Source organism: Kitasatospora sp. NPDC093102, from assembly GCF_040683915.1.
Taxonomy (GTDB): Bacteria; Actinomycetota; Actinomycetes; order Streptomycetales; family Streptomycetaceae; genus Kitasatospora.
Genome location: NZ_JBFBFA010000048.1, coordinates 19,242 through 44,696, shown reverse-complemented (window position 1 = coordinate 44,696; position 25,455 = coordinate 19,242). Strand labels below are relative to the sequence as shown.

Genomic DNA, 25,455 nt, shown 5'->3' with positions numbered 1-25,455 from the left:
GGGCGCCCGACCAGCTGGAGCGCCCGCAGGCGATCGGGGTTCTCCCCGGGGGAGCCCCACCCCCTGAAAGCCGCCTGGTCGGGGGCGGGGCTCCGGACAACGTACGGTTCGCGGCTATCCGAGGCCGCGAGCGTCCTGCTTCAGCGCGGTGTCCACGGTCAGCGCGGTCGCCACGACAAGGCTGAGCAGCGGGTCGGCGAGCGGACGGTGGATCTGGAGCACGTAGTTGTCGGCCGTGGTGAACATCGTCTTCGCCAGGCCTTCCCAGGTCTTGGTGATCCGGGCGACCTCGGTGTCCGTCTCGTCGACGATGGAGAAGTTCCAGGCCCGCCAGTTCTCCGCCTTGATGGCGCCGATCTTCTGACCGCCGACCTCCAACGCGAAATTGATCTTCCCGATGGCGTTCTGCTGAATGATCTGGCCGACCTCCTGGCCGTTCGGACGCTGCACGATCACCCGCGACTTGATGAGCTTCGCCGGGCGGGTCAGCAGCAGCACCGGGGTGCCCTGCGCGTCACGGATCTCCAGCTTGTGGGTCAGGTACTGGTCGATGGAGAAGAGCAGCCGTATCACCTTGCGCAGACCGCTCTGGCCGACCTGGACCACCGAGCCCAGCGTGGCACCCTGCTGGTCGAAGACCGAGTACTCGTTGGTCAACTCGATCAGCTTGGCCTTCTGGTTCACCACCAGAACGGGCTCGGAGAGGAGGGTGCCGCCGCCGCCGAAGACCGGTCCGACGCCTGCCTGTTGCCGTACCTGGCGCTGCACCTTGGCGGAGTCGCCGGCCGACGCGGCCGGCTGCCCGGGCAGACCCGGGGTGTTCGTGTTCTGGGACATGGCGGGCAGGCTAGGCCCAATCCTCCGTGGGTAGCCAGATCGTTTTGAACGGCCCCCGGGTTCGTTCAGGACTTCGAGTTGCGAACTCGTCCTGTAGGTTCGGGTGTTGAGAACGACAGCCGACCGGTACTCGACGGAACGGGTGTGGCTGATGTCACATCCGCTGATCGTGTGCGGGCGATGGCCTGCCTCGTAGCAGGCCGTCCCCGCCCCCAACGCGCTCCTCCCCGACACCTCCGCGGCCCGCCAACACCGGACCCCGTGGGCTGTCAGTCGCCGGCCCAGAGGTGCAGGATGGTCGCCCACTCGTCGGAGACGCCACCAACACCTCGGCCATCCCGGTCACCCGCCTCGGCATCACCACCGGCCGCGCCTCCCACGTCCTCGGCCTGCACTTCTTCAACCCGGCCCCGGTGATGCCCCTGGTCGAGCTGGTGTCCTCGCTGCACACCGCTCCGACCGTCCTCGACCGGGTGGAGGCCTTCACCCGGGATGTCCTCGGCAGGCACGTCATCCACTCGCGCGACCGGGCCGGCTTCGTCGTCAACGCCCTGCTGGTGCCCTACCTGCTCTCCGCCATCCGGATGGCCGAGGCCGGCCACGCCAGCCCCGAGGACATCGATGCCGGTATGGTCCACGGCTGCGCCCACCCCATGGGGCCGCTGCAACTCGCCGACCTGATCGGCCTGGACACCGTCGAGGCGATCGCTCGGTCCATGTACGACGAATACAAGGAGCCGCTGTACGCCCCGCCGCCGCTGCTCTCCCGCATGGTCGAGGCGGGGCTGCTCGGCCGCAAGAGCGGACGGGGGTTCCATCTGCACCCCTCGGTGTGACAGGCACGCCCCGCCGACGCCCGGCTCCCGTCAGGGAAGGCCCGGCACCGGCGGGGCGCCGTGCTGCCCACGTGCGGCAGAGCCGCCGAATCGGTGCCTCCAGCGCGGCGAGCCCGTGACGTCAGGCAGTGACGCGTCCGGCCGAAAGGACGTCCTCCCGGAAGCAGCCCGGTCGGGGCCCTTGGTGTGGCACGCCCGGCCCCTCTCGACGCCGCACCCGATCGCGCTCCGCCCCGTCGAGGACGGCCTGGTGGACCGCTCGGGCCAGCCGGGCGCCCCAGACCGACCGCGGGCCGCCGAAGGGGTCGGCCACCCCGCCGTCGACCGGAGTGCGAACGGCCACGCACACGGCGTCGGACGGTGTTCCGGAGCACGAGTAGCCGGCGTCCAGGAGAGCCTGCACTTTCGCCTCGGTGGCCGTCGCCAGCAGGTTCACCAGACCCGCGTCCGCCACCGGCGCAGGAACGACCGCGAGGATGTTGATCGTCCCCGGGACGTATGGAGCAGTCGGTTTCTCGGTTGCCGCGGCCCACGTCGGGACGCCGATGCCGGTCGTCACCAGAGCGACGACACCGCCGTCCTCACCCCAGGTGCAGTCGTCGACCTCCGCAGCGGTCATCAGGCCGACGCCCGTCCCTCGCAATCCCCCGGCCTCCGCCAGCTCCGCCAGGTGGCGCTCCGGGTCCATGCGGCTGTAGCCCGGCCGGACCTGGGCGTTCATCACCCAGCCACGCTCGCCGATCCCACCGCCCAGCACCGCGCTGCTGACCATCCGCCAGCCCGGACCGGCCTTCCACACCAACAGATGGCGACACGAGCCGTCCTCCGACCGCGCGGACCGGAGGACGGCAGGCCGCCGAATCTCGGACACCAGGCTGTTCGCTGTGATCACCTCAGAGGCAGGGGGTCAGGTCGGCTCGGTCCAGCGGCGGCGTGCGGTGATCACCGGCTGATGAGGCCTCGTGGATCCTAGCCTTCCGAGACCGATCCGCAGGATCCGCAGATTCGCAGCACGGAGGTGTCCGGATTCCGCAGATTGGCCTGCTGGATCCCCGCCCGCCGGCGCGGCAGCCTGGAGCGCACGAGCCCGTCAGGGCATTCCCGACGCTCACGAGGAGTCCCGTGATCGAGCACCACGTCCGCGTCCACCCCAGCGCCGATCGGCTGCCGCGCGAGGAGCAGCTCGCCTGGAAGCTCGCCGCCGTCGCGACCGGCACCGGGGAACCGGAGCCCGCCAGCGTGGAGATGGCCGTCAACCGGGTGATCGACAACGCCTCGGTGGCGATCGCGTCGCTGCTGCGCAGGCCGGTGGCGGTGGCCCGGTCCCAGGCACTCGCACACCACGGCACGCCCGGCGCCCGGGTGTTCGGCAGCCTGACCCGGGTCTCGCCCGAGTGGGCGGCCTGGGCCAACGGCACCGCCGTGCGTGAACTGGACTTCCACGACACCTACCTCGCGGCCGACTACTCCCACCCCGGGGACAACATCCCGCCGCTGCTGGCCGTCGCCCAGCACACCGGGCGCACCGGCGCCGACCTGCTGCGCGGCATCGTCGCCGCGTACGAGGTCCACGTCGCGCTGGTGCGGGGCATCTGCCTGCACGCCCACCGGATCGACCACGTGGCGCACCTGAGCGCGGCCACCGCCTGCGGACTCGGCGCGCTGCTGCGGCTGCCGACGGACACGGTGTACCAGGCGGTGCAGCAGGCGGTGCACACCACGACGGCGACCCGGCAGTCCCGCAAGGGCGAGATCTCCAGCTGGAAGGCCTTCGCCCCGGCCTTCGCCGGGAAGGCCGCGATCGAGGCGGTGGACCGGGCGATGCGCGGCGAGACCTCGCCGTCCCCGATCTACGAGGGTGAGGACGGCTTCCTGGCCTGGATGCTCGACGGGCCGCAGTCCGACTACACCGTGCTGCTGCCCGGAGCCGGCGAACCGCGCCACGCGATCCTGGACACCTACACCAAGGAGCACTCCGCCGAGTACCAGGCCCAGGCGGTCATCGACCTGGCCCGACGGCTGCGGGAGAAGCCCGGCCCCCTGGAGAAGGTGCGTTCGGTGGTGCTGCACACCAGCCACCACACCCACCACGTGATCGGCTCCGGCGCCAACGACCCGCAGAAGTACGACCCGACTGCCAGCCGCGAGACCCTCGACCACTCGATCCCGTACATCCTCGCCGTAGCCCTGGAGGACGGCGGCTGGCACCACGAGCGCTCCTACGCCCCCGAGCGGGCCAGCCGCCCGGGGACCGTGACACTCTGGCGGAAGATCACCACGGTCGAGGACCCGCAGTGGACCCGCCGGTACCACGACCCCGACCCGGAGCGCCGGGCCTTCGGCGGCCGGGTGGTGATCACCCTGGACGATGGTTCGGTGGTCGAGGACGAGCTGGCCGTCGCCGACGCCCACCCGGCCGGCGCCCGCCCCTTCGACCGCCCCGCGTACGAGCGGAAGTTCCGCACCCTGACGGAGCGCATCGTCACCCGCACCGACCAGGACCGTTTCCTGTCAGCCGCAGCCGGTATCACCGAGCTGAAGGCCGCCGGCCTCGACGAGCTGTTCCCGGCCGTCGACTTCCAGGCCGTGCGTGACTTGGACGGCACTCTGCCGAAGGGCCTGTTCTGATGCTGCACACCCGCACCACCGCCTCCGAGCGCCGCCGGGCGTTCCGAGAGCAGCTCGCCTCCGGAAGGCTGCTGCGCATCCCCGGCGCGATCAACCCGCTCTCCGCCCGCCTCATCCAGGACACCGGCTTCGACGCGGTCTACCTCTCCGGCGCCGTGATCGCCGCCGATCTCGGCCTGCCCGACATCGGCCTCACCACCTCCACCGAGATCGCCGCCCGCGCCCAGCAGACCACCAGGGCAACCGACCTCCCGGTCCTCATCGACGCCGACACCGGCTTCGGTGAACCGATGAACGCCGCCCGCACCGTCCAGCTGATGGAAGACGCGGGCCTCGCCGGTCTCCATCTGGAGGACCAGGTCAACCCGAAGCGCTGCGGCCACCTCGACGGCAAGGCTGTCGTGCCCCGCGAGGAGATGGTCCGTCGGATCAGGGGCGCCGTGGACGCCCGTCGCGACCCCGACTTCCTCCTGATGGCCCGTACCGACGCCCGCTCGGTCGAAGGACTCGCTGCGGCGATCGACCGGGCGAAGGCCTACGTCGACGCCGGAGCCGACGCGATCTTCCCGGAAGCCCTCGCCGACATCTCCGAGTACGAGGCCTTCCGTGAGGCGGTGGACGTGCCGCTCCTCGCGAACCTCACCGAGTTCGGCAAGACCCCACTGCTGGACACCCGCACCCTGGAGAGCCTCGGCTACAACATCGCCCTCTACCCGGTGACACTGCTGCGGCTCGCCATGGGCGCGATCGAGGACGGGCTGCGCACCATCGCTGCCGAGGGCACCCAGGCCTCCCTGCTGCCGCGCATGCAGACCCGCTCCCGGCTCTACGAACTCCTCGGCTACCAGGAGTACTCGGCCTTCGACTCGGCCGTCTTCGACTTCACCCTCCCGCCCGGCACCTGACCGGCCACCACGTACCGGAGGCACCGATCCATGCCCACCACCGCACCTGAGGTCCACCGCGGCCTCGCCGGTGTCGTCGTCGACACCACGGAGATCTCCACCGTCATCCAGGAGACCAACTCCCTGACCTACCGCGGCTATCCGGTCCAGGACCTGGCCGCCCACCGCTCCTTCGAGGAGGTCGCCCACCTGCTGTGGCACGGCGAGCTCCCGGACGAGGCGCAGCTACGCGAGTTCCAGGCCCGCGAGCGCGCCCTGCGACCGCTCGACCGCACCACCGCCGAGCTGCTCGCCAAGCTGCCCGAGACCTGCCACCCGATGGACGTGCTGCGCACCGCCGTCAGCTTCTTCGGCGCCGAGGACCTCAGCGAGGACGACGGCCGCCCGGCGTCCAACCTCGCCAAGTCCCTCACCCTGCTGGCCAAGCTGCCCACCGTCGTCGCCGCCGACCAGCGCCGGCGCCGAGGCCTGGCCCCGATCGCACCGGACCCGAACCTCGGGTACGCGGAGAACTTCTTCCACATGTGCTTCGGCGCGGTGCCCGCCCCCGAGGTCGTGCGCTGTTTCGAGATCTCGCTCGTGCTGTACGCCGAGCACAGCTTCAACGCCTCGACGTTCACCGCCCGCGTCGTCACCTCCACCCTCTCCGACCTCTACAGCGCCGTCACCGCCGCGATCGGCGCGCTCAAGGGCCCGCTGCACGGCGGCGCCAACGAGGCCGTGATGCACATGCTGGAGGAGATCGGGGACCCGGCCCGCGCCGCCGACTGGCTGGACGAAGCCCTGGCCGCCAAACGGAAGATCATGGGCTTCGGCCACCGGGTCTACAAGCACGGCGACTCCCGCGTCCCGATCATGCAGGCCGCACTGGACGACCTGGTCTCCCGCACCGCCGGCCCGGAGAGCACGCGTCTGGCCGCCCTGCACGTCGCACTGCGCGAGGCGATGCTGGAACGCAAGGGCATCCACCCCAACCTCGACTACCCCACGGGCCTCGCGTACCACCTGATGGGCTTCGACACTCCTGCCTTCACACCCATCTTCGTGATGAGCCGCGTCGCCGGCTGGACCGCCCACATCACCGAGCAACTCGCCCACAACGCCCTGATCCGCCCGCTGGCCTCCTACGACGGGCCGGATCAGCGGCCGGTGCCGGTCTCCCCGCCGGGGTGACCGGCAGGGCCGACCGGTCACCTCGGCGGGCGGCTCGCACCGTCACGGCCGTCGGCGACGACCGGGTAGGGCACCCTGGTGCGCCGGTCCGGGTCCACCACGAGCCGGCCACCGGCCGGCGGCCGGGCGCGCTGGGCACAGTCGGTGCGCTCGCAGATCCGGCAGCCCAGACCGATCGGCGTGGCAGCCTGCCGACCGTCCAGGGCGATGCCCTCGGCGTAGAGCCGAGCGCGACGGCGAACTCACCGCGTGGCGCGCGGTGGCCATAGCCGCCGTGCGCCACGGTGCGGGCGATCCAGAAGTACCGCTTCCCGTCCGACATTTCGGCGATCTGGGTGAGGATCCGGCCGGGCGCGGAGAAGGCCTCGTAGACCGTCCAGAGCGGGCAGGTGCCGCCGAGGCGGGAGAAGTGGAAATCGGTCGCGGACTGGCGCTTGGAGATGTTGCCCGCCCGGTCCGCGCGGAGGAAGGAGAACGGCACGCCCCGGCGCCCGGTGCGCTGGAGGGTGCTCAGCCGGTGGCAGACGGTTTCGAACCCAACACCGAACCGAGCCTGGAGGAGCTCGATGTCGTAGCGCAGTTCCTCGGCGGCAGCGTGGAAGGCGGAGTAGGGCATCAGCAGCGCGCCGGCGAAGTAGTTGGCGAGGCCGATCCTGGCCAGGTCGACGGCCTGGGGCGAGGTGAGACCCGGTCCGGCTGCCGCGACCAGCGCGTCCAGCAGCGGCCGATGCTCCAGCAACGCGAGCTGGGTGGCGAGTTGGAAGGCCCGCTGGCCGTCGGTCAGCCGGGGCGAGAGCCTCAGTGTGTCGCTCGCAGCGTCGAACCGGCGCATCTCCGCGTGCTGTCGGGGGTCGGTGTCGACGACACGCACCCCGTGCCGCTCCTGGAGGCGGCCCACGAGCGCGGCCGCCGTGCGGCCGGCCGTGACCGTCGCGAGGGCGGACGCGGTGCGTTCGGCCGCCTCGTCCAGGGAGGCGATGTGGTTGTGGTGCGCGTAGAAGAAGTCGCGCACCTCGTCATGGGGTTCGGCCCGCGCCAGCGCCGCGGATCCGGCGGGGTCCCCGAGTTCGGCGACCCTGGTGGCCGCTTCGCGGTACCGACGGTGCAGCGCGACCAGTGCCCGGGCCACATCCGGGTGGTTCCGGCTCACCTCCGCGATCTCCTCCGCCGCGACGGGGCCGCCGCACGCCTCGTCCGCGAGGGCGGCGCGCAGGTCGGTGGCGAGGCGTTCCTCGTCGGCCTCGGAGAAGAACTCCGGGTCCACGCCGAACACCTCGGCGATCCGCAGCAGCACGGCGGCGGTGAGCGGGCGCTGGCTGTGCTCGATCTGGTTGAGGTAGCTGGTCGAGATGCCGAGCTCGTGGGCCAGTTCGACCTGGTTCATGCCGTGCTCGCGACGGAGCCGGCGCAGCTTGGCGTGGGCGAAGATCTTGCGTCCGGCGGGACGTGCCATGGTGCGACGTGCTCCTCTGCTCTGCACCGGGGCGGGCACGGCGCGTGCCGCCGTGCCCGCCCCTTGTGATCCCGTACCGGCGCGTCAGCCGGCCAGTTCCTCGCGCAGCAGGCGGGCGGCGCCTACCAGGCTCTCCAGGGAGGCGCGGGTCTCCGGCCAGCCGCGGGTCTTCAGCCCGCAGTCCGGGTTGACCCAGAGCCGGTCGGCCGGGATCGCGGCGAGGCCGGCGCGCAGCAGGGACACGGCCTCCTCGGTGCTCGGGACGCGCGGGGAGTGGATGTCCCAGACGCCGGGGCCGACCTCGCGCGGGTAGCCCGCCTCGGCGAGTTCGTCGGCCACCTCCATGTGGGAGCGGGTGGCCTCCAGCGAGATGACGTCCGCGTCAAGCTCGTCGATCGCCTTCATGACGGCGCCGAACTCCGCGTAGCACATGTGGGTGTGGATCTGGGTGTCGGCCCGTACCCCGGAGGTGGCGAGGCGGAAGGCCTCGGTGGCCCACGTCAGGTACGCCGGGCGGTCGGCGGCCCGCAGGGGCAGGATCTCGCGAAGGGCCGGTTCGTCCACCTGGACGACGGCCGCGCCGGCGGCCTCCAGGTCGGTGACCTCGTCGCGCAGGGCGAGGGCCACCTGCCGGGCGGTGTCGGCGAGCGGCTGGTCGTCGCGGACGAAGGACCAGGCGAGCATGGTGACCGGGCCGGTGAGCATGCCCTTGACCGGACGGCCGGTCAGGCCTTGTGCGTAGCGGAACCAGTCGACGGTCATCGGGTGCGGGCGGGAGATGTCCCCGGCGAGGACCGGCGGGCGCACGTAGCGGGTGCCGTAGGACTGGACCCAGCCGTGCCGGGTGGCGAGGTAGCCGGTGAGCTGTTCGGCGAAGTACTGGACCATGTCGTTGCGCTCGGGCTCGCCGTGCACCAGGACGTCCAGGCCGGCCTTCTCCTGGTAGGCGATGACCTCGCGGACCTCGGCCTCCATCCGCTCCCGGTAGGCGACGAAGTCGATCCGTCCGGCCGTCAGGTCGGCTCGGGCGAGGCGCAGTTCGGTGGTCTGCGGGAAGGAGCCGATGGTGGTGGTCGGCAGCAGTGGCAGGCCGAGGCGGGCGCGCTGGGCCTCGGCCCGGACGGGGTAGGGCTGGGCGCGACGGGCGTCGTCCGCGGTGACGGCGGCGGCCCTGGTGCGCACGGCCGGGTCGCGGGTGATCGGGGAGGTGGCGCGGGAGGCGAGGTCGGCGCGGTTGGCGGCGAGCTCGGCGGTGATCGCGCCGGTGCCCTCGTGCAGGCCGCGGGCGAGCAGCGCCGCCTCGGCGGCCTTCTGCTTGGCGAACGCGAGCCAGCGGGCGATCTGCGGGTCGATGTCGCGTTCGAGGGTTGCGTCGATCGGCACGTGCAGCAGAGAGCAGGACGGCGCCACGTCCACGGTGTCCGCGAGGCCCAGGAGGGTGGCCAGGGTCGCCAGCGACTTCTCCAGGTCGTTGATCCAGATGTTGCGCCCGTCGATCACCCCCGCCACCAGCCGCTTGCCGGGCAGCCCGCCGACGGCGGCGAGGTCGTCGAGGTTGGCGGCGGCCGGGCCGGTGAAGTCCAGCGCCAGACCCTCGACCGGGGCCTTGGCGAGGACCGGCAGCGCGTCGCCGAGCCGGTCGTAGTAGCTCGCGACCAGCAGCTTGGGCCGCTGCGCGAGGCCGCCCAGTTCGCGGTAGGCGCGGGCGGCTGCGTTGAGCTCGGCCGGGGTGCGGTCCTGCACCAGGGCGGGCTCGTCCAGTTGCACCCAGGTGGCGCCGGCGGCCTTCAGGTCGGCGAGCAAGCGGGCGTAGACCGGCAGCAGCCGGTCCAGCAGGGTGATCGGCTGGAAGTCGGCTGCGGCGCCGGGCGCCGGCTTGGCGAGCAGCAGGTAGGTCACCGGCCCGACCAGCACCGGCCGGGCGTCATGGCCGAGTGCGAGGGCCTCCTTGAGCTCGGCGACGGCCTTGGCCGGGTTCGCGGCGAAGGCGGTGTCCGGGCCCAACTCCGGGACGAGGTAGTGGTAGTTGGTGTCGAACCACTTGGTCATCTCCAGCGGTGCGACGTCCTGGGTGCCGCGCGCCATCGCGAAGTAGCCGTCCAGCGGGTCAGCGTCGACTGCCTCCCGGTGGCGGGGAGGGATCGCACCGACGGCGACGGTGGTGTCCAGCACGTGGTCGTAGAGCGAGAAGTCACCGGTCGGGACCTCCTCGATGCCGGAGTCGGCGAGCTGCTGCCAGTTCCCGCGGCGCAGGTCTGCGGCCGTGGCCAGCAGCGCCTCGGCGGTGACCGAGCCCTTCCAGTACCCCTCGATCGCCTTCTTGAGCTCCCGGCCCCTGCCCTGGCGGGGGTAGCCGTACACGGTGGCGACGCTCGCCGCGGCTGCGGACTTCGTGGTCAAGGGACTCTCCTTCGCGAGTCTGTCTCCTCAAGTACCCGGGGACGGGACGAGGACGCGAAGGGATGACGAACCGGGCGGCGGCCGCCACGAAACGTACGGGGCCTGATCCGCCTGGTATGGTCGCCGACCCGCCCACGAGGTCACCGGATAGCCGCACGCGAACGGTCGCGTACGGGCAGTGGCAGGTCTTCGGACTCGCGGGCACGTCCAACCCCTGGAAGGCGGACACCTACTGGCCGTCGCTTCCCAGACCCGTCCCGGGCCCAGTGCGTATGACGGCGGTCGTTCCCACTCACCGCTGCGGGGCAGTCCCGGATTCCCACCGGGTTCCCTCTTGCGACGCGCCTGCCTGGCGGACAGGGCGAACCAGCTGCGCGGCCAGCTTAGGGGCAAAGGTCTTGGCCTGACGCGAAAATCACGGAACGTGTCCGAATGATGAGACCCCGCCTCGGCTCACGGGCCGACGGTCAGGTTCGCGGCGAGGCGTCCGGCGTGCGCGGCAGGGCAGCGCGGATGTCCGCGAGCAGTTCGGGCAGGCCTCGGCCCGGTCCCAGCCGGCCGTCCAGCCGCTCGATCTGGTCGGCGGGGATGCTCGCCAGCACCCGTTGGGCTTCGCCCAGGAGTTGCCGTTCCCGGTGGAGGTCGAGCTTCATCCTGGCGACCTGCGCCTGCGCCCCGCCCAGCTGGCGGCGTGCGGATTCGAGGCCGGCGTGCTGTTCCGGGGTCAGGACGACGACGTTGGCCCCGTTCAGCGTCATCGTCCGGTGCTTCGCGGGCTTGGGCACCATGGTTGGCCTTTCGGTTCAGGAGTGCGCCTGCCCCGTGGGCTGCGCGGCGGTTTGCGGCCCTACCGTGCCGTCCGGACCGTGCGGGGCCTCGAAATGCACCGTGGGCTCGAAGTTGGCGCGGCGGGCCGCGCGGCGGAAGACGGTCAGGACGGCCGGCCCGACGACGAGCAGGGCGGTCAGGGTGGTGACGGCCCGGCCGGTGTCCCAGCCGAGCGAAGTGGCGAGGTCGAAGAGCAGGTAGCGGTGCCACTGTTCGGTGAAGGGCAGGCCGGGGAGGTAGGCGATGGAGCTGTTCGGGTCGGTCGAGAACGGCCAGAAGGACAGGTTCAGCAGGAAGCCGAAAAGGTAGCCGGAGAAGGCCCCGTACACGGCCAGCATCGGAACTTCCCAGCCCCGCCGGGCCTTCGGCAGCAGCCCGGCGAGCATGCCGACGAAGGCGCAGCCGAACATCTGGTAAGGCATCCAGGGGCCGACTCCGCCGGTGAGCAAGGCTGAGGCGAACAGCGAGGTGCAGCCGAGGGTGAAGCCGAAGCCGGGGCCGAAGACGCGGCCCGCCAGGACGAGGGTGAAGAAGACCGTCTCCACTCCGGCGGTCCCGGCGCCGAGGGGCCGGAGTCCGGCGTTGACGGCCGACAGCACGCCGAGCATGGCGAGGGCCTTGGCGTCGATGCCGCCGGCCGAGATCTCCGCGATGACGACGGCGAGCACCAGGACGAGCAGCGCTCCGAAGATCAGCGGCGGGGCGTAGTTGGAACCGAACTTTCCGGGGGCGACGACGAACGGCCAGGTGAAGGCGACCAGGCCGATGAAGGCGGCCAGGGCGACGACGATGCGGGCCCGGCCGGGGATCCGGACGGCGGTCATCGGGTGGCCTCCGTCGCTTCCAGGGCCGCCCCGACCTGTCGTGTCGTCAGATAGGCGAGTGGGGCGAGGATCTTGGCGGCTTGCGGGGCGAACGTGGGCGAGGCGACGATGACCTCGGCGGTCGGTCCGTCGGCGACGATCTCGCCCTCGGCCATTACCACGACGCGGTCGGCGGCGGAGGCGACGAACTCGACGTCGTGGGTGGAGACGACGACCGTACGGCCTTCGGCGGCGAGGGCGTCCACGATGCCGGTGAGCGTCTCCTTCGCCTGGTAGTCGAGCCCTCGGGTGGGTTCGTCCAGCAGCACGACCCGTGGTGCGGCGGACAGTTGGATCGCCAGGACGAGGGCCAGCTTCTGCCCCTCGGAGAGGTCCCGGGGGTGGGTGTCGTCCGGGATCCCTGGGGCCAGGCGGTCGAGGATCTGCCGTGCGGTCGGCCCGCCGACGTCATCGGCTTCGAGGTCGCTCTGGGCGAGTTCCTGGGCGACCGTCTCCAGGTACAGCAGGTCGGTGGGGGTCTGCGGGACGAGCCCGACGAGCTGCCGGGCCCGGGCGGCGGGGAGGCGCTTGGGGTCCTCGGCCAGGCCGCCCCAGGCCCTGGTGACCTTCACTCTGCCGCCCTGGCGGGGCCCGGAGCCCTGGAGGGCCCACAGGAGCGAGGACTTGCCGGAGCCGTTGCGGCCCATCAGGGCGGTGACCTCGCCCGCGCTCAGTGCCAGGTCAACGTCCCGGACGGCTGCCACCGGCCCGTACCGGACGACCACTCCCTTCGCGTCCAGCACCGGTTCCCCCGCCACCGCTGCCCGGCGCGGCGGGGGAACCGGCACGTCGGTGAGCCGCTCCCGCAGCGGTGCGGCGGCGCGGCGGGCGTCCCGGACGGACAACGGCAAAGGCCGCCAGCCGGCCAGGCGACCGAGGTCGACGACGGGCGGCGCGATCGTGGTGTCCCGGAAGACCTCTGCGGGCGGCCCGTGCACGACCGTCCCGTCGCCGGGCAGGTAGGCGACCCGGTCTGCGTACTGGACGACCCGCTCCAGCCGGTGCTCGGCGAGCAGGACGGTGACGCCGAGGTCGTGGACCAGCCGGGTGATCGCGGCCAGCACCTCCTCGGCAGCGGTCGGGTCGAGCGCGGAGGTCGGTTCGTCCAGGACCAGGACGCGCGGGTGCGCGGTGAGCACGGAGCCGATGGCGACGCGCTGCTGCTGGCCGCCGGAGAGCTCGTGCAGGGCCCGGTGACGCAGGTCGGCCAGGCCCAGCAGGTCGAGGGTCTCCTCGACGCGCTTGCGCATCACGTCCGGTGGGATCGCCAACTGCTCCATGACGTAGGCCAGTTCCTCCTCCACGGTGTCGGTGGTGAAGCCGGCCAGGGGGTCCTGCCCGACCACGCCGACCACATCGGCGAGCTCGCGCGGGGGGTGGTGGGCGGTGTCCCGGCCATCCACGGTGACGCGGCCGCGCAGGGTGCCGCCGGTGAAGTGCGGCACCAGGCCGTTCACCGCGCCGAGCAGGGTGGACTTGCCGACGCCGGTGCGGCCGACCACGAGGCAGAGCTCGCCCTCCGGGATGTGCAGGTCGATGTCGCGCAGGACGGGCGTGGTCTCGCCGTCGTACACCACGCTCACCCGGTCGAATCGGATCACGTGCTCACCTCGGAGGTCGTGCGGTCGGTGCTGATGCTGCGGGTGCCGCGGCGCCTGAGGGGGGCGCCGGCGGGCACGGGCGTACGGCCGGGCGGTGGCGAGACGATTCCGGCTGCGCCCGCCAGCAGCAGGGCGAGCACCGGGACGAGCGGCAGTGTCGGCCAGGCCAGCGGGTAGAGGGAAGGGTTGAGGTCGGTGGCGTCGTAGCCGACGGTGGCGAACAGCAGCACGGCGGCGGTCACACCGCACCCGGCCACGCCCCACTCGGCGGCCCGCCAGCGGTCCGGCCGGTAGGTGGTGCGCCGCACCCGCCGCCCGCCGAGCAGTAGGCCCGTCACGCAGAGCACGGCACCCGCGAGGAAGGCCGGCAGCCCGAGCACGGCGGGCGCCGTACCGTCCAGCAGCCCGTACACCCCGGCACACAGGCCGCACATGCCGAGCAGCATCAGCGCGCCGGTGAGCCGACGGGAGCGGCGCGAGGCGGTGCCGGAGCGGCCGTAGCCGCGCGAGTCCATGGCGGCCGCAAGGCTGAGCGAACGCTCCAGCGCGTCCTCCAGGACCGGCACCACGATGCTGCGCAGCGCGCGTACGCCCTTGCGCCGCCCGGCGCGCAACCGCCGTGCCCGGGCGACGCGTTGGACGCTCTGCACCAGCTGGGGCGCGACACTGAGCGACACCGTCACGGCGACGCCCAGCTCGTACAGGGCGCCGGGCAGGACCCGCAGCGCCCGCTTGGGGTTCGCGAGGGTGTTGGCGGCGCCGATGCAGCAGATCAGGCAGGCCAGCCGCAGCCCGTCGAAGGCCGCGGAGAGCGTGGCCTCCAGTGAGACCGGGCCACCGATCTCGATGCCCGCGTACCAGTCGGGGGTGGGGATGTGCGGCAGGGAGAAAAGCAGGTGGTCGTTCGGGGTGATGCCGGTCGCGAAGACGCACCGGAACACCACCCGGATCGCCACCACCGTCAGCGCCAGCCAGAGGTAGTAGGTGAAGCCGCGGGCCCACGGGGCCTCGGTGCGGCGGGCCGTCACCACATAGCCGAGCACGGCGAGGACGAGCAGGAGCAACAGCGGGTTGGTCGTGCGGCTGGCCGCCGTCGCCAGGGCGAGCGCCCACGCCCACCAGGCCAGCGGATGCAGGTTGCGTGCGCTGCGCCGACCACCCGCTCCCCGCCCGGGGGCGGTGGGCGGGCTGACGGGCAGGGCGGCGGCGTGTTTGTCGAGCGCGGTCACCGGATCACTCGGCCTGTCGCCGGCGGCGGCGCGCCGTGATCACGGTCGCCACGCCCAGGACCACGACGAGGACGGAACCCACCACCGCGGGGAGCATCGAACCTGAGTCGTGCGGGGCATCGGCCACCGGGTTGGCGTCCACCACCCCGCCGGGCACGGCGGGGGTGGCCGTCGGCGCGGCCACGGCGGGCTGCTCAGTCGGCTGGTCGCTCGCGGTGTCCGTCGGTGCCGCGGTGGGCGGCTCGACCGGAATCGGTGTGGCGGGCACCGGCGTCGGCTCGGGGTCGCCCGGCGGGGTGACGCCGTCCTCGGGGGTACCGGCCGTGCCGTTCCCCGGGGGCGTGACGGGCACGGGCGGACGGGCTCCGCCGGCCGGGGGTTTGGCGGGAGCCGGGGCACGCCCGGTGCCACCGGTAGTGCCGGAGCCGCCGGTGCTGCCGCCGGAACCGGTGCCGGAGCCACCATCACCGCTCGTACCGGTCGCCCCCGTGGAGCCGCCCGAACCACCGGAGCCGCCCGCGGTGCCCTGGCCCGGGTCGGCCGGCTGCCCACCGGGGCTGGAATTGTGCGCCCGAACGCTGTCCGGCGAGAACGTCGGACGCCCCTCGGTGCCCTCGATGTTGGTGCCGCCGAAGATCCACAGGTCGACGCTGCCGGGCTTCGGCTGGTAGAGCATCGCACCGAGCTGGCTGTAGGACCACTCGTTCTGGCCCGGATCGGCGTGCCAGTACGACCAGTACGCGGTGGCCGGGGGCGTCAGGACGCACTTCTCCTGGTCCGGGGTCGGGAACTGCTTGCCGCCCTGGAAACCGCTGTAGCCGATCCGGCAGATGAAGGCCGGACCGTCGTGGCCGGTGCCGGTGGTCTTCCAGCCCCCCTGGTTCAGCAGGGTGTACCCGGTGGTGGGCGTGGTGCCACAAGAGCGCAGCAGCGGTCCGCCCCACTTGCTGAAGTCCACGGCGAGTACGACCCCGGAGGTGGTCGTGCACTGGTCCATCGGCAACGGCGCCGCAGCGGCCGGGGCCGCGCCCACGGCGACGCCGCCGAACGCGAGCGCGGAGGTCAGCGCCGCCGCCCCGGACAGCCGGGCGAGCCGTTCACCGAGTCCCCGGCTCACCGGTGCCGCCCCGGGGCAGCCGCGATGCGGCGACGGGCGACGAGGACGGCCGCGGCACCGAGCGCGGTCAGCGCACCGGCGCCCGCCGTCAGCGCCAGTGTCTGGCTTCCGGTGCTGGCCAGGTTGCCTGAACCGGTCTGCCCCGGCACGCCGCCGGACGCAGCGCCACCGCCGGACGAGGGGGTGTCGGTGACCGGGATCGGCGCGGTCGTGGTGGGCGAGCCCGTCGGGGTGCCGGTGGGAGTACCCGTCGGGGTAGGCGTGCCGGTCGGGGTGGTGGTCGGCGTCCCGGTGGGCGTCGGCGTTCCGCCAAGGTTGCGGGAGAGCGTGCCGAAGGAGATCCCGGTGGCACCGCCCAGCACCTGCGTCGAGGCCCGGACGTCCGAACCCTGCTGCCCGCCGGAGGCGACGTTGAACCCGCCATCACCGTTCTGCTGGCCCGCGAGGAAGTCGAGCGCCTTGGCGATCTGTCCACCGTAGGGGGTGGCCTTGCGCAGCGTCATGCCCTGGACGGCCAGCGCGGCCGAGTTGGTGGAGTCGCCGGCCGCACCGGGGAAGCCGCCGTCGGGCAGCTGCCGCGAGGCGAGCCAGCCGAGCCCCTTGTCGACCGCCTGGGCGGCCTCGTCCCCGGGGACGAGGGCGAGGGCCATGACGGCCATGGCCGTGCTGTCCACATCAGAGTCGCCGGTGGCGGGGATCAGGCTCGGCCAGGAGCCGTCCGGGTGCTGGAGGCTCTTCAGGTAGGCGATCGCGGGGGCGGCGTTGGTCGCGTCCCCGGCCCGAAGCTGGGCCATGAGGGCGAGCGCCTGGGAGAAGACCGAGGTGGCGTAGGTGTAGTTGCCCGGGGCGTCGCAGCCGGTGCTCGCGTCGGCCTTGGTGCACACCATCGCGGCGAGGGCGGCGATCAGGTCGTGGCCGCCGAAGGCCCGCGGGTTGCGGCCGACGACCTCGGCGAGCAGCGCCTCCTTGCCGATGGACCCGCCGCCGGCGTACTCGGTGCCGATCGCGGTCCAGTCGTTGACGGTGCGCTCGCTCGCGTCCTTGCCCTGCTGGTCCAGGAAGTCGACGATCCTGCGCAGCGCGGCGTCGTCGGTTCCGGTCGCGGCGAGGGCGTAGGCCCCGTCGATGGTCAGGCCGAAGTCGGCGAAGGCCGGGAACCCCTCGTAGTAGTGACCGTTGATCAGACGGGACGGGTCGGTGAGGTAGGCGCTCCCCTTGGCCGCGTCGGGCTTCCTCCCCTCGGGCGGGGCCGGCGTGGTCGTGGCGCCGGCCGGATCGTGCCGGACGCTGGTGAGATCGGTGCCGGTCAGGGCCAGGATGGCCTGCTCGGTGGCGGCGGTGTCCGGGTCAGTGGTCGACTCGTCGGGGCCGAAGCCTCCGTCCTTGCCCTGGCGGGCGGCGAGCCAGGCGGTGGCGGCGGCCCGGCGAGAGCCCTGGCCGGTTGCCTTGAACGCCTGGGCGGCGCTTGCGGTGCTGGTGGTGTCGCCGGGGGCGCCGACGTACGGCAAGAGGGAGCCGTCGGGCTGCTGGCTCGCCGCGAGCTGGTCGGCGGCCTTCTTGGCGGCTGCTTCGTACCCGGGGGCCGTGCGCAGGGCGAGGACCGCGAGGCCGGTGGTGAGCGGGTCGGATTCGCAGTGGTCACCGGCGACGATCATCGATCCGGCCATGCCGCCGTCGGCGCACTGGAGCGCCGTGAAGCGGGCAAGCGCCGGGACGGGCGGTGCGACGCCGGCGCGCTGGAGGGCGATGACGCCGAGGGACTGGACCCAGGGCGAGGCCGCACCGAGGAAGTCCCCGGCGGCGGTGCACTTGCCGTTCTCCCCCGCTGCGGTGCACACGTGCTCGGTGAGCACGGCAACCAGGTCCCGGCCGCCGAAGGCACGGGGGTCGCGACCTGTGCTCTCGGCGACGAGGGCCAGCAGGGCGGCAGCCCTCGTGTCGGGCGTGCCGGTCGGACCGTCGGGGTACAGGAACGCGTCGGTGTGATCCGCGAGGAAGCCGATGACCTTTCGCAGCGCCGGGTCCTGCGTCCCGGCGGCGGCGAGCACGATGGCGGTGAGGGCGGTCCGGGGGTAGTCCGGCCCGGGGGCGGCCCAGTTCTCCATGTGATCGCCGCCGACGAGCTGACGCGCCAGCCAGGCCGCGGCGGCCGCCGGATCACCCGTGGCGGACGGGGATCCGGTCGGACTCGCGGTCACCGAGGGCGACGCGGACGGTGAGGCGCCGCTGTTTTTGGCGCGGACGGAGTCCGGAGTGAAGCTCGGCGCCCCGCTGGTGCCGCCGATGTCCGTGCCGCCGTAGACCCAGGCCTCCACCTCGCCGGGCTTGGGCTTCTGCGTGCCGGCCCCGAACCGGCTGTAGGACCAGGTCTGTTGGCCGGGCTCGGCAATCCAGTACGACCAGTACGCGGTGGCCTGCGGTGTGTTGACGCACGGCTCCTCGGCCGGTGTCGGGTACTGGACGCCGCCGTTGAAGGTCCCTGTCCCGAGCCGGCAGATGAAGGCGGGTCCGTCGTGTTCGGTTCCGGTCGTGGTGAAGCCGGCATTGTGCAGCAGGTTCATGCCCGTCGTGGGGTGGGCGTCGCAGCCCCGGGCGACACCGCCGCCCCAGTGCGTGAAGTCGACGGCGACGATCGCACCCGTCGTTGCCGTGCACTGCTCGATCGGGTCGGCTGCCGCGGTTCCGGGGTGTCCGAGCAGGACCGTGCCGCAGGCGGCGACCGCGACGGTGCCGGCGATCACCAGGGAGGCGAGGTCCCGGTTTCTGTGACGTGTGCGATTGCTGCTGACCCTCACGACGACTCCCTGGTCGGTCGACACGGGAGGCAACGGCGCAGCCCACGGCACCCCGGGGAGGGGGCCGCCAAGACTGCGTCGTAGTCCGCGACGACGCAAGTGCTCTGTGAACAGACCCCCGGTCCAGGCATTCCGGCTCACCCACCCTCAGGTGGGTCCACGGTTGCGGGTCAGCGCCGGAGTTGGACCGGCTTCCCCTGAATGCCGAGGGCAAAAAATCGGTTCATCAGACCACAGCGGCCGATGAGGAGTCAACGGGTCGTCAGGTCGATCACATCACCTCGTCGGACGACGGAACCTGCGGTAGCGTCCGCTGTGGCCGAGTGGGGGAACCCGGTGCGAATCCGGGGCTGACGCGCAGCGGTGTGGGGTGGCGATCGCGCCGTCCCGAGCCCGAATGCCCGCCCGACCGTGCACCACGGCGAAAGCCGGCCCACGCGATCCGGGCGGCGACCGCTCCGGCAGTCGCGCGTTCCGAGTGGACGCAGGAATTCCGGGGCAGGGTCGGCGCCCGCCACCCCAAGGAGCCTGTCCCGTGCCCCTCCTCACCCCATCCCGTGCTGCCACGGCGACCACCGTCGCGCTGGCGGCCGGTGCCCTGTTGCTCTCTGCCCTCCCCGCCCACGCGACCGCCACCCCGGCCCAGATAGCCACCTCCAAGAGCACCGGCGTCACGTACCTGAAGTCTCTCCAGGCCGCCGACGGCAGCTACGTCACCGGCGGCGGGCTCTCCAACGAGTGGGCCTTCAGCGCGCTCGCCGCCGCTGGAACGGCCGCCGCCGACGTCACTCCCGGCGGGGACACCACCAAGAACGCCCGCCTGGTGTACCGTAACCAGCTCGCCGCCCCCGGCTGGCCCAGCGCCTCGCCCGTGGCCACGGACTACGAGCGCGGCATCCTCAACGCCTACGCCGCGGGCATCGACCCCGCCCGCGTCGGCCCCGGCCGCAATCTCCTTGCCGACCTCGCCGCCTACTGGCAGAGCGCCGAGCCCGGCTACTACGGCCCGTCCGCCAACTTCAACGGCACGGTCTTCGGCCTGCTCGCCCTCGCCGGCGCCAAGAGCCAGGCCGGCACCCAGCGCTCCCCGCAGAAGCTCATCGACGCCTCCGTCACCGCGGTGCGCGCCAACCAGCACAACGACGGCGGCTGGAACTACAGCAAGGCCGCGGGCGACCCGACGGCGCTCGCCCAGGGCAGCGACATCGACATGACCGGCGCTGCCATGGCCTCCCTGTGCGCAGGCGGCGTGCCCGCCACCGACCCGGCGATCATCGCCGCCAAGAACTTCCTCAAGGGCAAGCTCGCCGCCTCCGGCGCCTTCAACGCCATGTTCGGGGTCAACACCGACTCCAACGGCTGGGCCGTGTCCGGCCTCAACGCCTGCGGCATCAACCCCCAGGGCACCGACTTCACCAGCGGCACCGGCAAGACCCCGGTCGACTTCCTCATCGCCCAGCAGTTCAAGCCCGGCGGCGGCTTCAAGTACCTGCCCACCGACACCAGCCCGTCGCCCTACGCCTCCGTTGACGGCCTGCGCGCCGTCGCCGGCGCCGGGTTCACCGCCACCGCGCCCACCCCGACCACCGTGGGCGAGCCCACCTGGGCCGCCACCACCGACTTCACCGCCGGCACGGCCGCCCGCCTCTCCCTGGTCGTCGACGACGGCACCAACGCGCTCAAGGTCTGCGCCGTCACCCTCACCCCCACCGGCACCACCACGACCCTCGGCGACGTCCTCGACGCGGCGGGCACCGCCACCCCGAGCGGCTGCGTCACCTCCGTCACCCCGTCCACCGGCGGCGGCACCATCACCGCGCTCAACGGCACGGCCAACGGCGGCTCCTCCACTTGGAAGGTCAGCCTGGACGGTGCCACCGCCACCGCCGCCACCCGGGCCACCACCGTCCACCTCGGCGACACCGTCTCGCTGCGCTACGGCAGCTGACCGCACGACGCCGGAGGGGGCGCCGACCCCTCGCTCCGGCGGGAACGATCCACGACGGCCCGGCGGCAGATCCGCCGCCGGGCCACCGGAGACAGGGGGACGGATGGCGATGAGTGTTTCCAGATGGGCGGCAGGCGGCCACGTGGCTCTGGTCGGCACGCTCGCCACGCTGGGCGGGCTGACGCAGAACGGACGCTTCTACCTCGGCGCGATCGCCCTCACACTGCCCACGGGGCTCCTGGCTCTGGCCGCCGTGTACCTCGCACGCGGTCTGTTGACGGGCATCGGCGGGCTGTTCACCGAGACGCGCCTGCCCGATGGCGACGACCCCGCATGGCTGACCACCGCGGACATCGTGGTCAACACGCTGTTGTTCACGGCCGCTGCGGTAGCCACGGTGTTGCTGGTCGAACACTTCGTCCGGCGGCGCCGATTGTCCCGCGGCGCCTGAGCCCCTGCCGCCGGCGCCCTGGCTCCTCCGGAGAGGGGACCGGGGCGCCGGTCGGCCTCCGCGTTTCAGGGCGCGGTGATGCCCGGCTGCGCGCCGGCACCGAAGGACCAGCCCTCGACGTCGCCGGGTGCCGGGTCGTAGCTGCCCGCGCCCAGGCTGCTGTACGACCAGGGGCCGCCGTGCTGGGCGTGCCAGTACGACCAGTAGGCGCTGCCGGTCGGGTTGGTGCAGGTCGTCGGCAGGGCGTTGATGGTGCAGACGAAGCCCGGGTAGCGCGGGTGGAAGGCGTACGAGAATCCGGCGCCGGTCAGCGCGGCCAGGCCACTGGCCGGGTCGCCGAGCGCGCAGCCGGTCTGGATGCCGCCGCCGACGGCGGTGAAGTCGACCACGACGGTGACTCCGGTGGTGCCGGTGCAGGCGGCCGCCTGCGCCTGCGGGGCCTGGACGGCGGAGACGCCGAGCAGTCCGGCGGTGAGGGCCGCCGCGGCGGCGATCGACCCGAGCATACGGCGGGCCGGGCGGACCGCGGTGAGAGTGTCGGTCATCGGTGAAATCCTCCTGGCGTCAGGCTTGTTCAGCGCGCGACCGGGGCCGGGCAGGCCAGGGTCGGGGCGTCGGGGCGGGCCCCGGAAGCGGAGAGGGTGGGCAGCGGGGTGCCCGCGAGGCCGAGGACGGCCTGCGCGGTGGCCCGGGCGCCGCTGCCCACGTTGAAGCCGGACGCGTCGTAGGCGACGGCTCCGCGGACCGCCGGGTCGGCGGAGCAGCCCTGCTGGAACGTGACCAACCGGCTCCAGCCCTTGAGGCCGGCGACGAGGCGCCCGCCGGAGAGCAGCGCCTGGGTGGCCAGGCCGGTGGTGTTGGCGTTGGAGGCGCTCGCCCCGGCGGCCGCGAACCCGCCGTCGGTGTTCTGGTGGGCGGTGAGCCGGCCCAGGCCCGTGTTCGCCTTGGCGGCGCGACCGGTGGCGGCGAGGGCCTGGACGGCGAGTGCGGTGGCGTCGGGGTCACTGGTGCAGATGGCCTGGCTGAAGGAGACCGGGAAGCCGCCGTCCGCGCACTGGCTGTCCGCGAGGAAGTCGACAGCCGCCGCCGGAGCGTCACCGGGTGTGCGGTGCAGGGCGATCACGGCGAGGGACTGGCCGAAGGCGTTGCTGTAGTCGCCCCACTGGGAGCGGTCGGAGAAACGGCCCTCGGCGGTCTGCAGCGAGCGCAGGCGGGCCGGCAGGTCGACGCCGCCGAAGGCCGTCGGGTTCCCACCGCGGACCTCGACGGCGAGCAGCAGCTTGGCGGTCGCGCCCGCGTAGGCCTCGGTGGTGCCGTCGCCGAGGTAGCCACTGATGATCTCGGGCTTCGCCAGCCAGGCGGTGGCCTTCGCGGCGGACTCGTCGGAGCTGTGCGAGGCGGCGAAGGCCAGCACGGCGTCCACGGTCAGGCCCTGGTCGGGGTAGGCGGTCCCGTTGAAGACGGACTCGAAGTGGTCGCCGTCCACGAGTTGGCGGGCCAGCCAGCCGCTTGCGGCGGCGTCGGGACGAACCGTCGGGGACGAGGTCGCGGCGGCGGGCGCGGCGTGGGCGGCGGTGGCCGCCGGGAGCGCGGTGGCGAGTGCGAGGGCGGGTATCGCGAGCAGACCGAGAGTGCGGCGGAGCGCGGGCATGGGTGCCTTTCCGGGCCTGGACGCAGGGGCCCGGAGGACGTCGGCGACACGCCGGGCAGCCCTCGGAGCTCCGGCCCGCAGACCACGACGGGAGGAGGGGACGACACACCTCCGCCGACGGGTAATCGGGCTCGCCGCCGACGTGGAGCCGGAGGCCTACCGTTGCGGGTCAGCGCCGGATTCGGACCGGACTTCCCCCATCGGCGGAGTCACTACTTGACGGCCCATCATGGCGAAACGGAAAAGATCCGGTCAAGGGTTCGTGCGTCACATCACGGTGGTCCATACCCGGCTTCGCGACGCACTCCTCCTGGCTGCCGGCGTGATCAGGGTGTCTCGGACGGCAGAATGCCTCCTATGCGGCACATCTTCGTCATCGGCATCGGCGCGGGCGACCCCGACCACCTCACCCTGCAGGCGGTCAAGGCACTCGCCCGCACGGATGTCTTCTTCATCCTCGACAAGAGCGAGGAACGGCAGGACCTGATCCGGCTGCGTCGCCGGATCCTGGCCGAGCACGGGCGGCCCGGGCACCGGCTCGTCGAAGCACCGGACGCGGAGCGGGACCGCACCACCCCGGCATACGCGACCGCCGTGGACGACTGGCGTGTCCGCCGCGCCGACCTGGTCGAGCAGTTGGCCGTCGAGCACCTCGGTGAGGGCGAGACGGGCGCGTTCCTGGCCTGGGGGGATCCGAGCCTCTACGACAGTGTGATCGCCGTGGTGGACGACGTACGAGCCCGTGGCACGGTCGCGTTCGACTACGAGGTGATCCCGGGCATCAGCAGTGTGTCCGCGCTAGCCGCCCGCCACCGCACCACGCTGACCCGGGTCGGCCGCCCGGTGCAGATCACCACCGGCCGCCGCCTGGCCGAGGGCTTTCCCGAGGACGTGGACGACGTGGTGGTGATGCTCGACGGCCGGGCCGCCTTCAGCGGGATCGACCCCGAGGGGCTGGAGATCCACTACGGCGCCTACCTCGGCACTCCCGACGAGATCCTGGTCGCCGGCCCGCTGGCCGAAGCCGCCCCGCGGATCCGCGAGCTGCGCGAGGCGGCGCGCGAGCGCAAGGGCTGGATCATGGACACCTACCTGCTGCGGCGGTCGGCTGACTGACCGGCGTGCGCCGCCCCGGGCGAGGGGCGGCACACGCGCGAACCGTCAGCGGTGGGCGAAGGACGGCGGTCGCTTCTCGGCGAAGGCCGCCATGCCCTCCTTCTGGTCGGCCGTCGCGAACGTCGCGTGGAACAGCCGCCGTTCGAACCGGACGCCCTCGGCCAGGATGGTCTCGAAGGCGCGGTTGACGCTCTCCTTCATCATGACCGCCGCCGGAGCGGACATCGCCGCGACCGTCTCGGCGGTGGTCAGCGCCTCGGACAACAGCTGGTCCGCCGGGACGATCCGGGAGACCAGTCCGGCCCGCTCGGCCTCCTCGGCGCCCATCATCCGGCCGGTCAGGCACAGTTCCATGGCCTTCGCCTTGCCGACCGCCCGGGTCAGCCGCTGCGAGCCGCCGATGCCCGGGATGACACCGAGCTTGATCTCCGGCTGCCCGAACTTCGCGGTGTCCGCCGCCGGCAGGACGTCGCACAGCATCGCCAGCTCGCAGCCCCCGCCCAGCGCGTAGCCGGCGACCGCCGCGACGACCAGCTTGCGCAGCGCGGCGAAGCGGTCCCAGGCGGCGAACCAGTCGCCGAGGTAGGCGTCGACGAAGTCGAGGGACTGCATCTCCTTGATGTCGGCGCCGGCCGCGAAGGCCTTCTCCGAGCCGGTGATCACCAGACAGCCGATCTCCGGGTCCCGGTCGAAGGCGGTCGCGGCGGCGACGACTTCGGTCATCAGGAGGGTGTTGAGCGCGTTGAGCGCCTTCGGTCGGTCGAGCGTGATGAGCCCGACCCGGCCCGTGCGCTCGACCAGGATCGTCTCGTAACCGGTCACTTGCCGTCCTTCCCGAGGGTGGTGATGATCGCGGAGAAGTCCAGGCCAGTGCTGCCGGCTGCCGCGAAGTCCGCGTACAACTGCGCGGCCTTGCGCCCGAGTTCGGCGGGCAGGCCGGCAATCTCGGCGGCCCCGGCGGCGAGGCCGAGGTCCTTGGCCATCAGGGCGGCGGCGAACCCGGCCGCGTACTCGCGGTTGGCCGGGCTGGTCGGGACCGGGCCGGGGACGGGGCAGTTGGTGGTGAGTGCCCAGCACTGGCCGGAGGCGGTGGAGGCGACGTCGTAGAGCGCCTGGTGGCTGAGCCCGAGGCTCTCCCCGAGGACGAAGGCCTCGCTGACCGCGATCATCGAGATGCCGAGGATCATGTTGTTGCAGATCTTCGCGGCCTGTCCGGCACCGGCCGCACCGCAGTGCACGACCTTGCGGCCCATCGTCTCCAGCACCGGTCGAACCGCCTCGAAGTCCGGCTCCGCGGCGCCGACCATGAAGGTGAGGCTCGCGGCGGTCGCACCGACCACTCCGCCGGAGACCGGCGCGTCCACCGAGCGGTGTCCCGCGTTCACGGCCAGGTCGTGCGCCGCCCGGGCGTCCGCGACGTCGATCGTGGAGCAGTCGACGAAGAGCGTTCCCGGACGGGCGGCCGGCAGCAGGTCCGTGTAGGCGGCCAGCACGTGCCGATTGGCCGCCCCCGTCGTGACGGCCGCGCGCATCGAGGCACCTCAGCACGCCGACCTCAACAGCCGCCTCGGCGACGCCGTCTGGTCTCTGGCCCCGTTCGTCGCCAACCCGAGCCAGGGCCTGG

General features: G+C 72.7%; 19 protein-coding genes, 2 pseudogenes and 4 riboswitches. Of the genes and pseudogenes, 7 read left to right on the top strand and 14 right to left on the bottom strand.

The window, feature by feature from the left end; translation table 11 throughout:
- Positions 1-114: 114 nt before the first annotated feature.
- A complete protein-coding gene (locus AB0O11_RS34120; RefSeq protein ID WP_363394817.1) occupies positions 115-906 on the bottom strand; it encodes a phospholipid scramblase-related protein in 792 nt (263 codons plus the stop codon).
- A gap of 218 nt (positions 907-1,124) precedes the next feature.
- On the opposite strand from AB0O11_RS34120, the pseudogene AB0O11_RS34115 reads away from it, so the two are divergent.
- Positions 1,125-1,673 (top strand): annotated as a pseudogene (locus AB0O11_RS34115) (3-hydroxyacyl-CoA dehydrogenase family protein); the annotation flags it as partial.
- 121 nt (positions 1,674-1,794) lie between these two features.
- Here the strand turns inward: AB0O11_RS34115 and AB0O11_RS34110 are convergent.
- Positions 1,795-2,535: an adenosylcobinamide amidohydrolase gene (locus AB0O11_RS34110; RefSeq protein WP_363394815.1), complete on the bottom strand. Its 741-nt coding sequence runs from the start codon at positions 2,533-2,535 to the stop codon at positions 1,795-1,797.
- Between the two features lie 260 nt (positions 2,536-2,795).
- On the opposite strand from AB0O11_RS34110, the gene AB0O11_RS34105 reads away from it, so the two are divergent.
- From AB0O11_RS34105 to AB0O11_RS34095, 3 genes are read left to right on the top strand one after another with little or no spacing between them, the layout of a single operon-like run.
- Positions 2,796-4,301: an MmgE/PrpD family protein gene (locus AB0O11_RS34105; RefSeq protein ID WP_363394787.1), complete on the top strand. Its 1,506-nt coding sequence runs from the start codon at positions 2,796-2,798 to the stop codon at positions 4,299-4,301.
- Entirely contained in the window at positions 4,301-5,206 is a 906-nt protein-coding gene (prpB, locus tag AB0O11_RS34100) for a methylisocitrate lyase (protein ID WP_363394785.1), read from the top strand. The genes AB0O11_RS34105 and prpB overlap by 1 nt, the downstream gene beginning before the upstream one ends.
- A gap of 30 nt (positions 5,207-5,236) precedes the next feature.
- Positions 5,237-6,379 (top strand): bifunctional 2-methylcitrate synthase/citrate synthase, encoded by a 1,143-nt coding sequence (locus AB0O11_RS34095; protein ID WP_363394783.1) that lies wholly within the window; start codon positions 5,237-5,239, stop codon positions 6,377-6,379.
- Between the two features lie 17 nt (positions 6,380-6,396).
- On the opposite strand, the pseudogene AB0O11_RS34090 reads toward AB0O11_RS34095, so the two are convergent.
- From AB0O11_RS34090 to AB0O11_RS34055, 8 genes and pseudogenes are all read right to left on the bottom strand, one after another.
- A pseudogene (locus AB0O11_RS34090) lies at positions 6,397-7,832 on the bottom strand (short-chain fatty acyl-CoA regulator family protein).
- Between the two features lie 84 nt (positions 7,833-7,916).
- On the bottom strand, positions 7,917-10,232 hold the full coding sequence (gene metE, locus AB0O11_RS34085) for a 5-methyltetrahydropteroyltriglutamate--homocysteine S-methyltransferase (RefSeq protein WP_363394781.1): 2,316 nt from the start codon (positions 10,230-10,232) through the stop codon (positions 7,917-7,919).
- 162 nt (positions 10,233-10,394) lie between these two features.
- A riboswitch (cobalamin riboswitch) is annotated at positions 10,395-10,618 on the bottom strand.
- Between the two features lie 81 nt (positions 10,619-10,699).
- A complete protein-coding gene (locus AB0O11_RS34080; RefSeq protein ID WP_363394779.1) occupies positions 10,700-11,020 on the bottom strand; it encodes a hypothetical protein in 321 nt (106 codons plus the stop codon).
- 15 nt (positions 11,021-11,035) lie between these two features.
- On the bottom strand, positions 11,036-11,884 hold the full coding sequence (locus AB0O11_RS34075; protein ID WP_363394777.1) for an ECF transporter S component: 849 nt from the start codon (positions 11,882-11,884) through the stop codon (positions 11,036-11,038).
- Positions 11,881-13,524 carry an ATP-binding cassette domain-containing protein gene (locus tag AB0O11_RS34070; RefSeq protein WP_363394775.1) on the bottom strand — a complete coding sequence of 548 codons (1,644 nt, stop codon included), beginning with the start codon at positions 13,522-13,524 and terminating at the stop codon, positions 11,881-11,883. The genes AB0O11_RS34075 and AB0O11_RS34070 overlap by 4 nt, the downstream gene beginning before the upstream one ends.
- Entirely contained in the window at positions 13,521-14,753 is a 1,233-nt protein-coding gene (locus AB0O11_RS34065; RefSeq protein ID WP_363394773.1) for a CbiQ family ECF transporter T component, read from the bottom strand. The genes AB0O11_RS34070 and AB0O11_RS34065 overlap by 4 nt, the downstream gene beginning before the upstream one ends.
- A gap of 4 nt (positions 14,754-14,757) precedes the next feature.
- Positions 14,758-15,819, bottom strand: coding sequence for a hypothetical protein (locus AB0O11_RS34060; RefSeq protein WP_363394813.1), 1,062 nt, complete (start codon positions 15,817-15,819; stop codon positions 14,758-14,760).
- Between the two features lie 47 nt (positions 15,820-15,866).
- On the bottom strand, positions 15,867-18,665 hold the full coding sequence (locus AB0O11_RS34055; protein WP_363394771.1) for a prenyltransferase/squalene oxidase repeat-containing protein: 2,799 nt from the start codon (positions 18,663-18,665) through the stop codon (positions 15,867-15,869).
- A gap of 104 nt (positions 18,666-18,769) precedes the next feature.
- Positions 18,770-18,914, bottom strand: a riboswitch (cobalamin riboswitch).
- Positions 18,915-18,991: 77 nt separating this feature from the next.
- Positions 18,992-19,068, top strand: a riboswitch (cobalamin riboswitch).
- Between the two features lie 132 nt (positions 19,069-19,200).
- Between AB0O11_RS34055 and AB0O11_RS34050 the strand changes: the two genes are divergently transcribed.
- Complete coding sequence (locus AB0O11_RS34050; protein ID WP_363394769.1) at positions 19,201-20,613, top strand: hypothetical protein; 1,413 nt, start codon at positions 19,201-19,203, stop codon at positions 20,611-20,613.
- 142 nt (positions 20,614-20,755) lie between these two features.
- Complete coding sequence (locus AB0O11_RS34045) at positions 20,756-21,064, top strand: hypothetical protein (protein WP_363394767.1); 309 nt, start codon at positions 20,756-20,758, stop codon at positions 21,062-21,064.
- A 65-nt stretch (positions 21,065-21,129) separates the two neighbouring features.
- On the opposite strand, the gene AB0O11_RS34040 is transcribed toward AB0O11_RS34045, so the two are convergent.
- Both AB0O11_RS34040 and AB0O11_RS34035 read right to left on the bottom strand, forming a co-directional pair.
- Positions 21,130-21,609, bottom strand: a complete 480-nt coding sequence (locus AB0O11_RS34040; RefSeq protein ID WP_363394765.1) for a flagellar hook-length control protein FliK — start codon at positions 21,607-21,609, stop codon at positions 21,130-21,132.
- A 29-nt stretch (positions 21,610-21,638) separates the two neighbouring features.
- Positions 21,639-22,715 (bottom strand): peptidase, encoded by a 1,077-nt coding sequence (locus AB0O11_RS34035; RefSeq protein ID WP_363394763.1) that lies wholly within the window; start codon positions 22,713-22,715, stop codon positions 21,639-21,641.
- Positions 22,716-22,813: 98 nt separating this feature from the next.
- Positions 22,814-22,935: riboswitch (cobalamin riboswitch) on the bottom strand.
- A 137-nt stretch (positions 22,936-23,072) separates the two neighbouring features.
- On the opposite strand from AB0O11_RS34035, the gene cobF reads away from it, so the two are divergent.
- Positions 23,073-23,831 (top strand): precorrin-6A synthase (deacetylating), encoded by a 759-nt coding sequence (cobF, locus tag AB0O11_RS34030; protein ID WP_363394761.1) that lies wholly within the window; start codon positions 23,073-23,075, stop codon positions 23,829-23,831.
- 45 nt (positions 23,832-23,876) lie between these two features.
- On the opposite strand, the gene AB0O11_RS34025 is transcribed toward cobF, so the two are convergent.
- Both AB0O11_RS34025 and mmsB read right to left on the bottom strand, forming a co-directional pair.
- The gene (locus tag AB0O11_RS34025) at positions 23,877-24,653 is read right to left on the bottom strand and encodes an enoyl-CoA hydratase (protein ID WP_363394759.1); all 777 of its coding nucleotides are present in this window, start codon (positions 24,651-24,653) and stop codon (positions 23,877-23,879) included.
- Positions 24,650-25,363, bottom strand: coding sequence for a 3-hydroxyisobutyrate dehydrogenase (mmsB, locus tag AB0O11_RS34020; protein WP_363394757.1), 714 nt, complete (start codon positions 25,361-25,363; stop codon positions 24,650-24,652). Before mmsB ends, AB0O11_RS34025 begins: the two co-directional genes overlap by 4 nt.
- Between the last annotated feature and the right edge of the window lie 92 nt (positions 25,364-25,455).

Excerpts from the sequence above, each read along its gene's own strand:
- AB0O11_RS34040 (WP_363394765.1), bottom strand. The coding sequence starts at position 21,609 with ATGACCGACACTCTCACCGCGGTCCGCCCGGCCCGCCGTATGCTCGGG.
- prpB (WP_363394785.1), top strand. The coding sequence starts at position 4,301 with ATGCTGCACACCCGCACCACCGCCTCCGAGCGCCGCCGGGCGTTCCGA.
- AB0O11_RS34080 (WP_363394779.1), bottom strand. The coding sequence starts at position 11,020 with ATGGTGCCCAAGCCCGCGAAGCACCGGACGATGACGCTGAACGGGGCC.
- cobF (WP_363394761.1), top strand. The coding sequence starts at position 23,073 with ATGCGGCACATCTTCGTCATCGGCATCGGCGCGGGCGACCCCGACCAC.
- AB0O11_RS34095 (WP_363394783.1), top strand. The coding sequence starts at position 5,237 with ATGCCCACCACCGCACCTGAGGTCCACCGCGGCCTCGCCGGTGTCGTC.
- AB0O11_RS34075 (WP_363394777.1), bottom strand. The coding sequence starts at position 11,884 with ATGACCGCCGTCCGGATCCCCGGCCGGGCCCGCATCGTCGTCGCCCTG.
- mmsB (WP_363394757.1), bottom strand. The coding sequence starts at position 25,363 with ATGCGCGCGGCCGTCACGACGGGGGCGGCCAATCGGCACGTGCTGGCC.
- AB0O11_RS34035 (WP_363394763.1), bottom strand. The coding sequence starts at position 22,715 with ATGCCCGCGCTCCGCCGCACTCTCGGTCTGCTCGCGATACCCGCCCTC.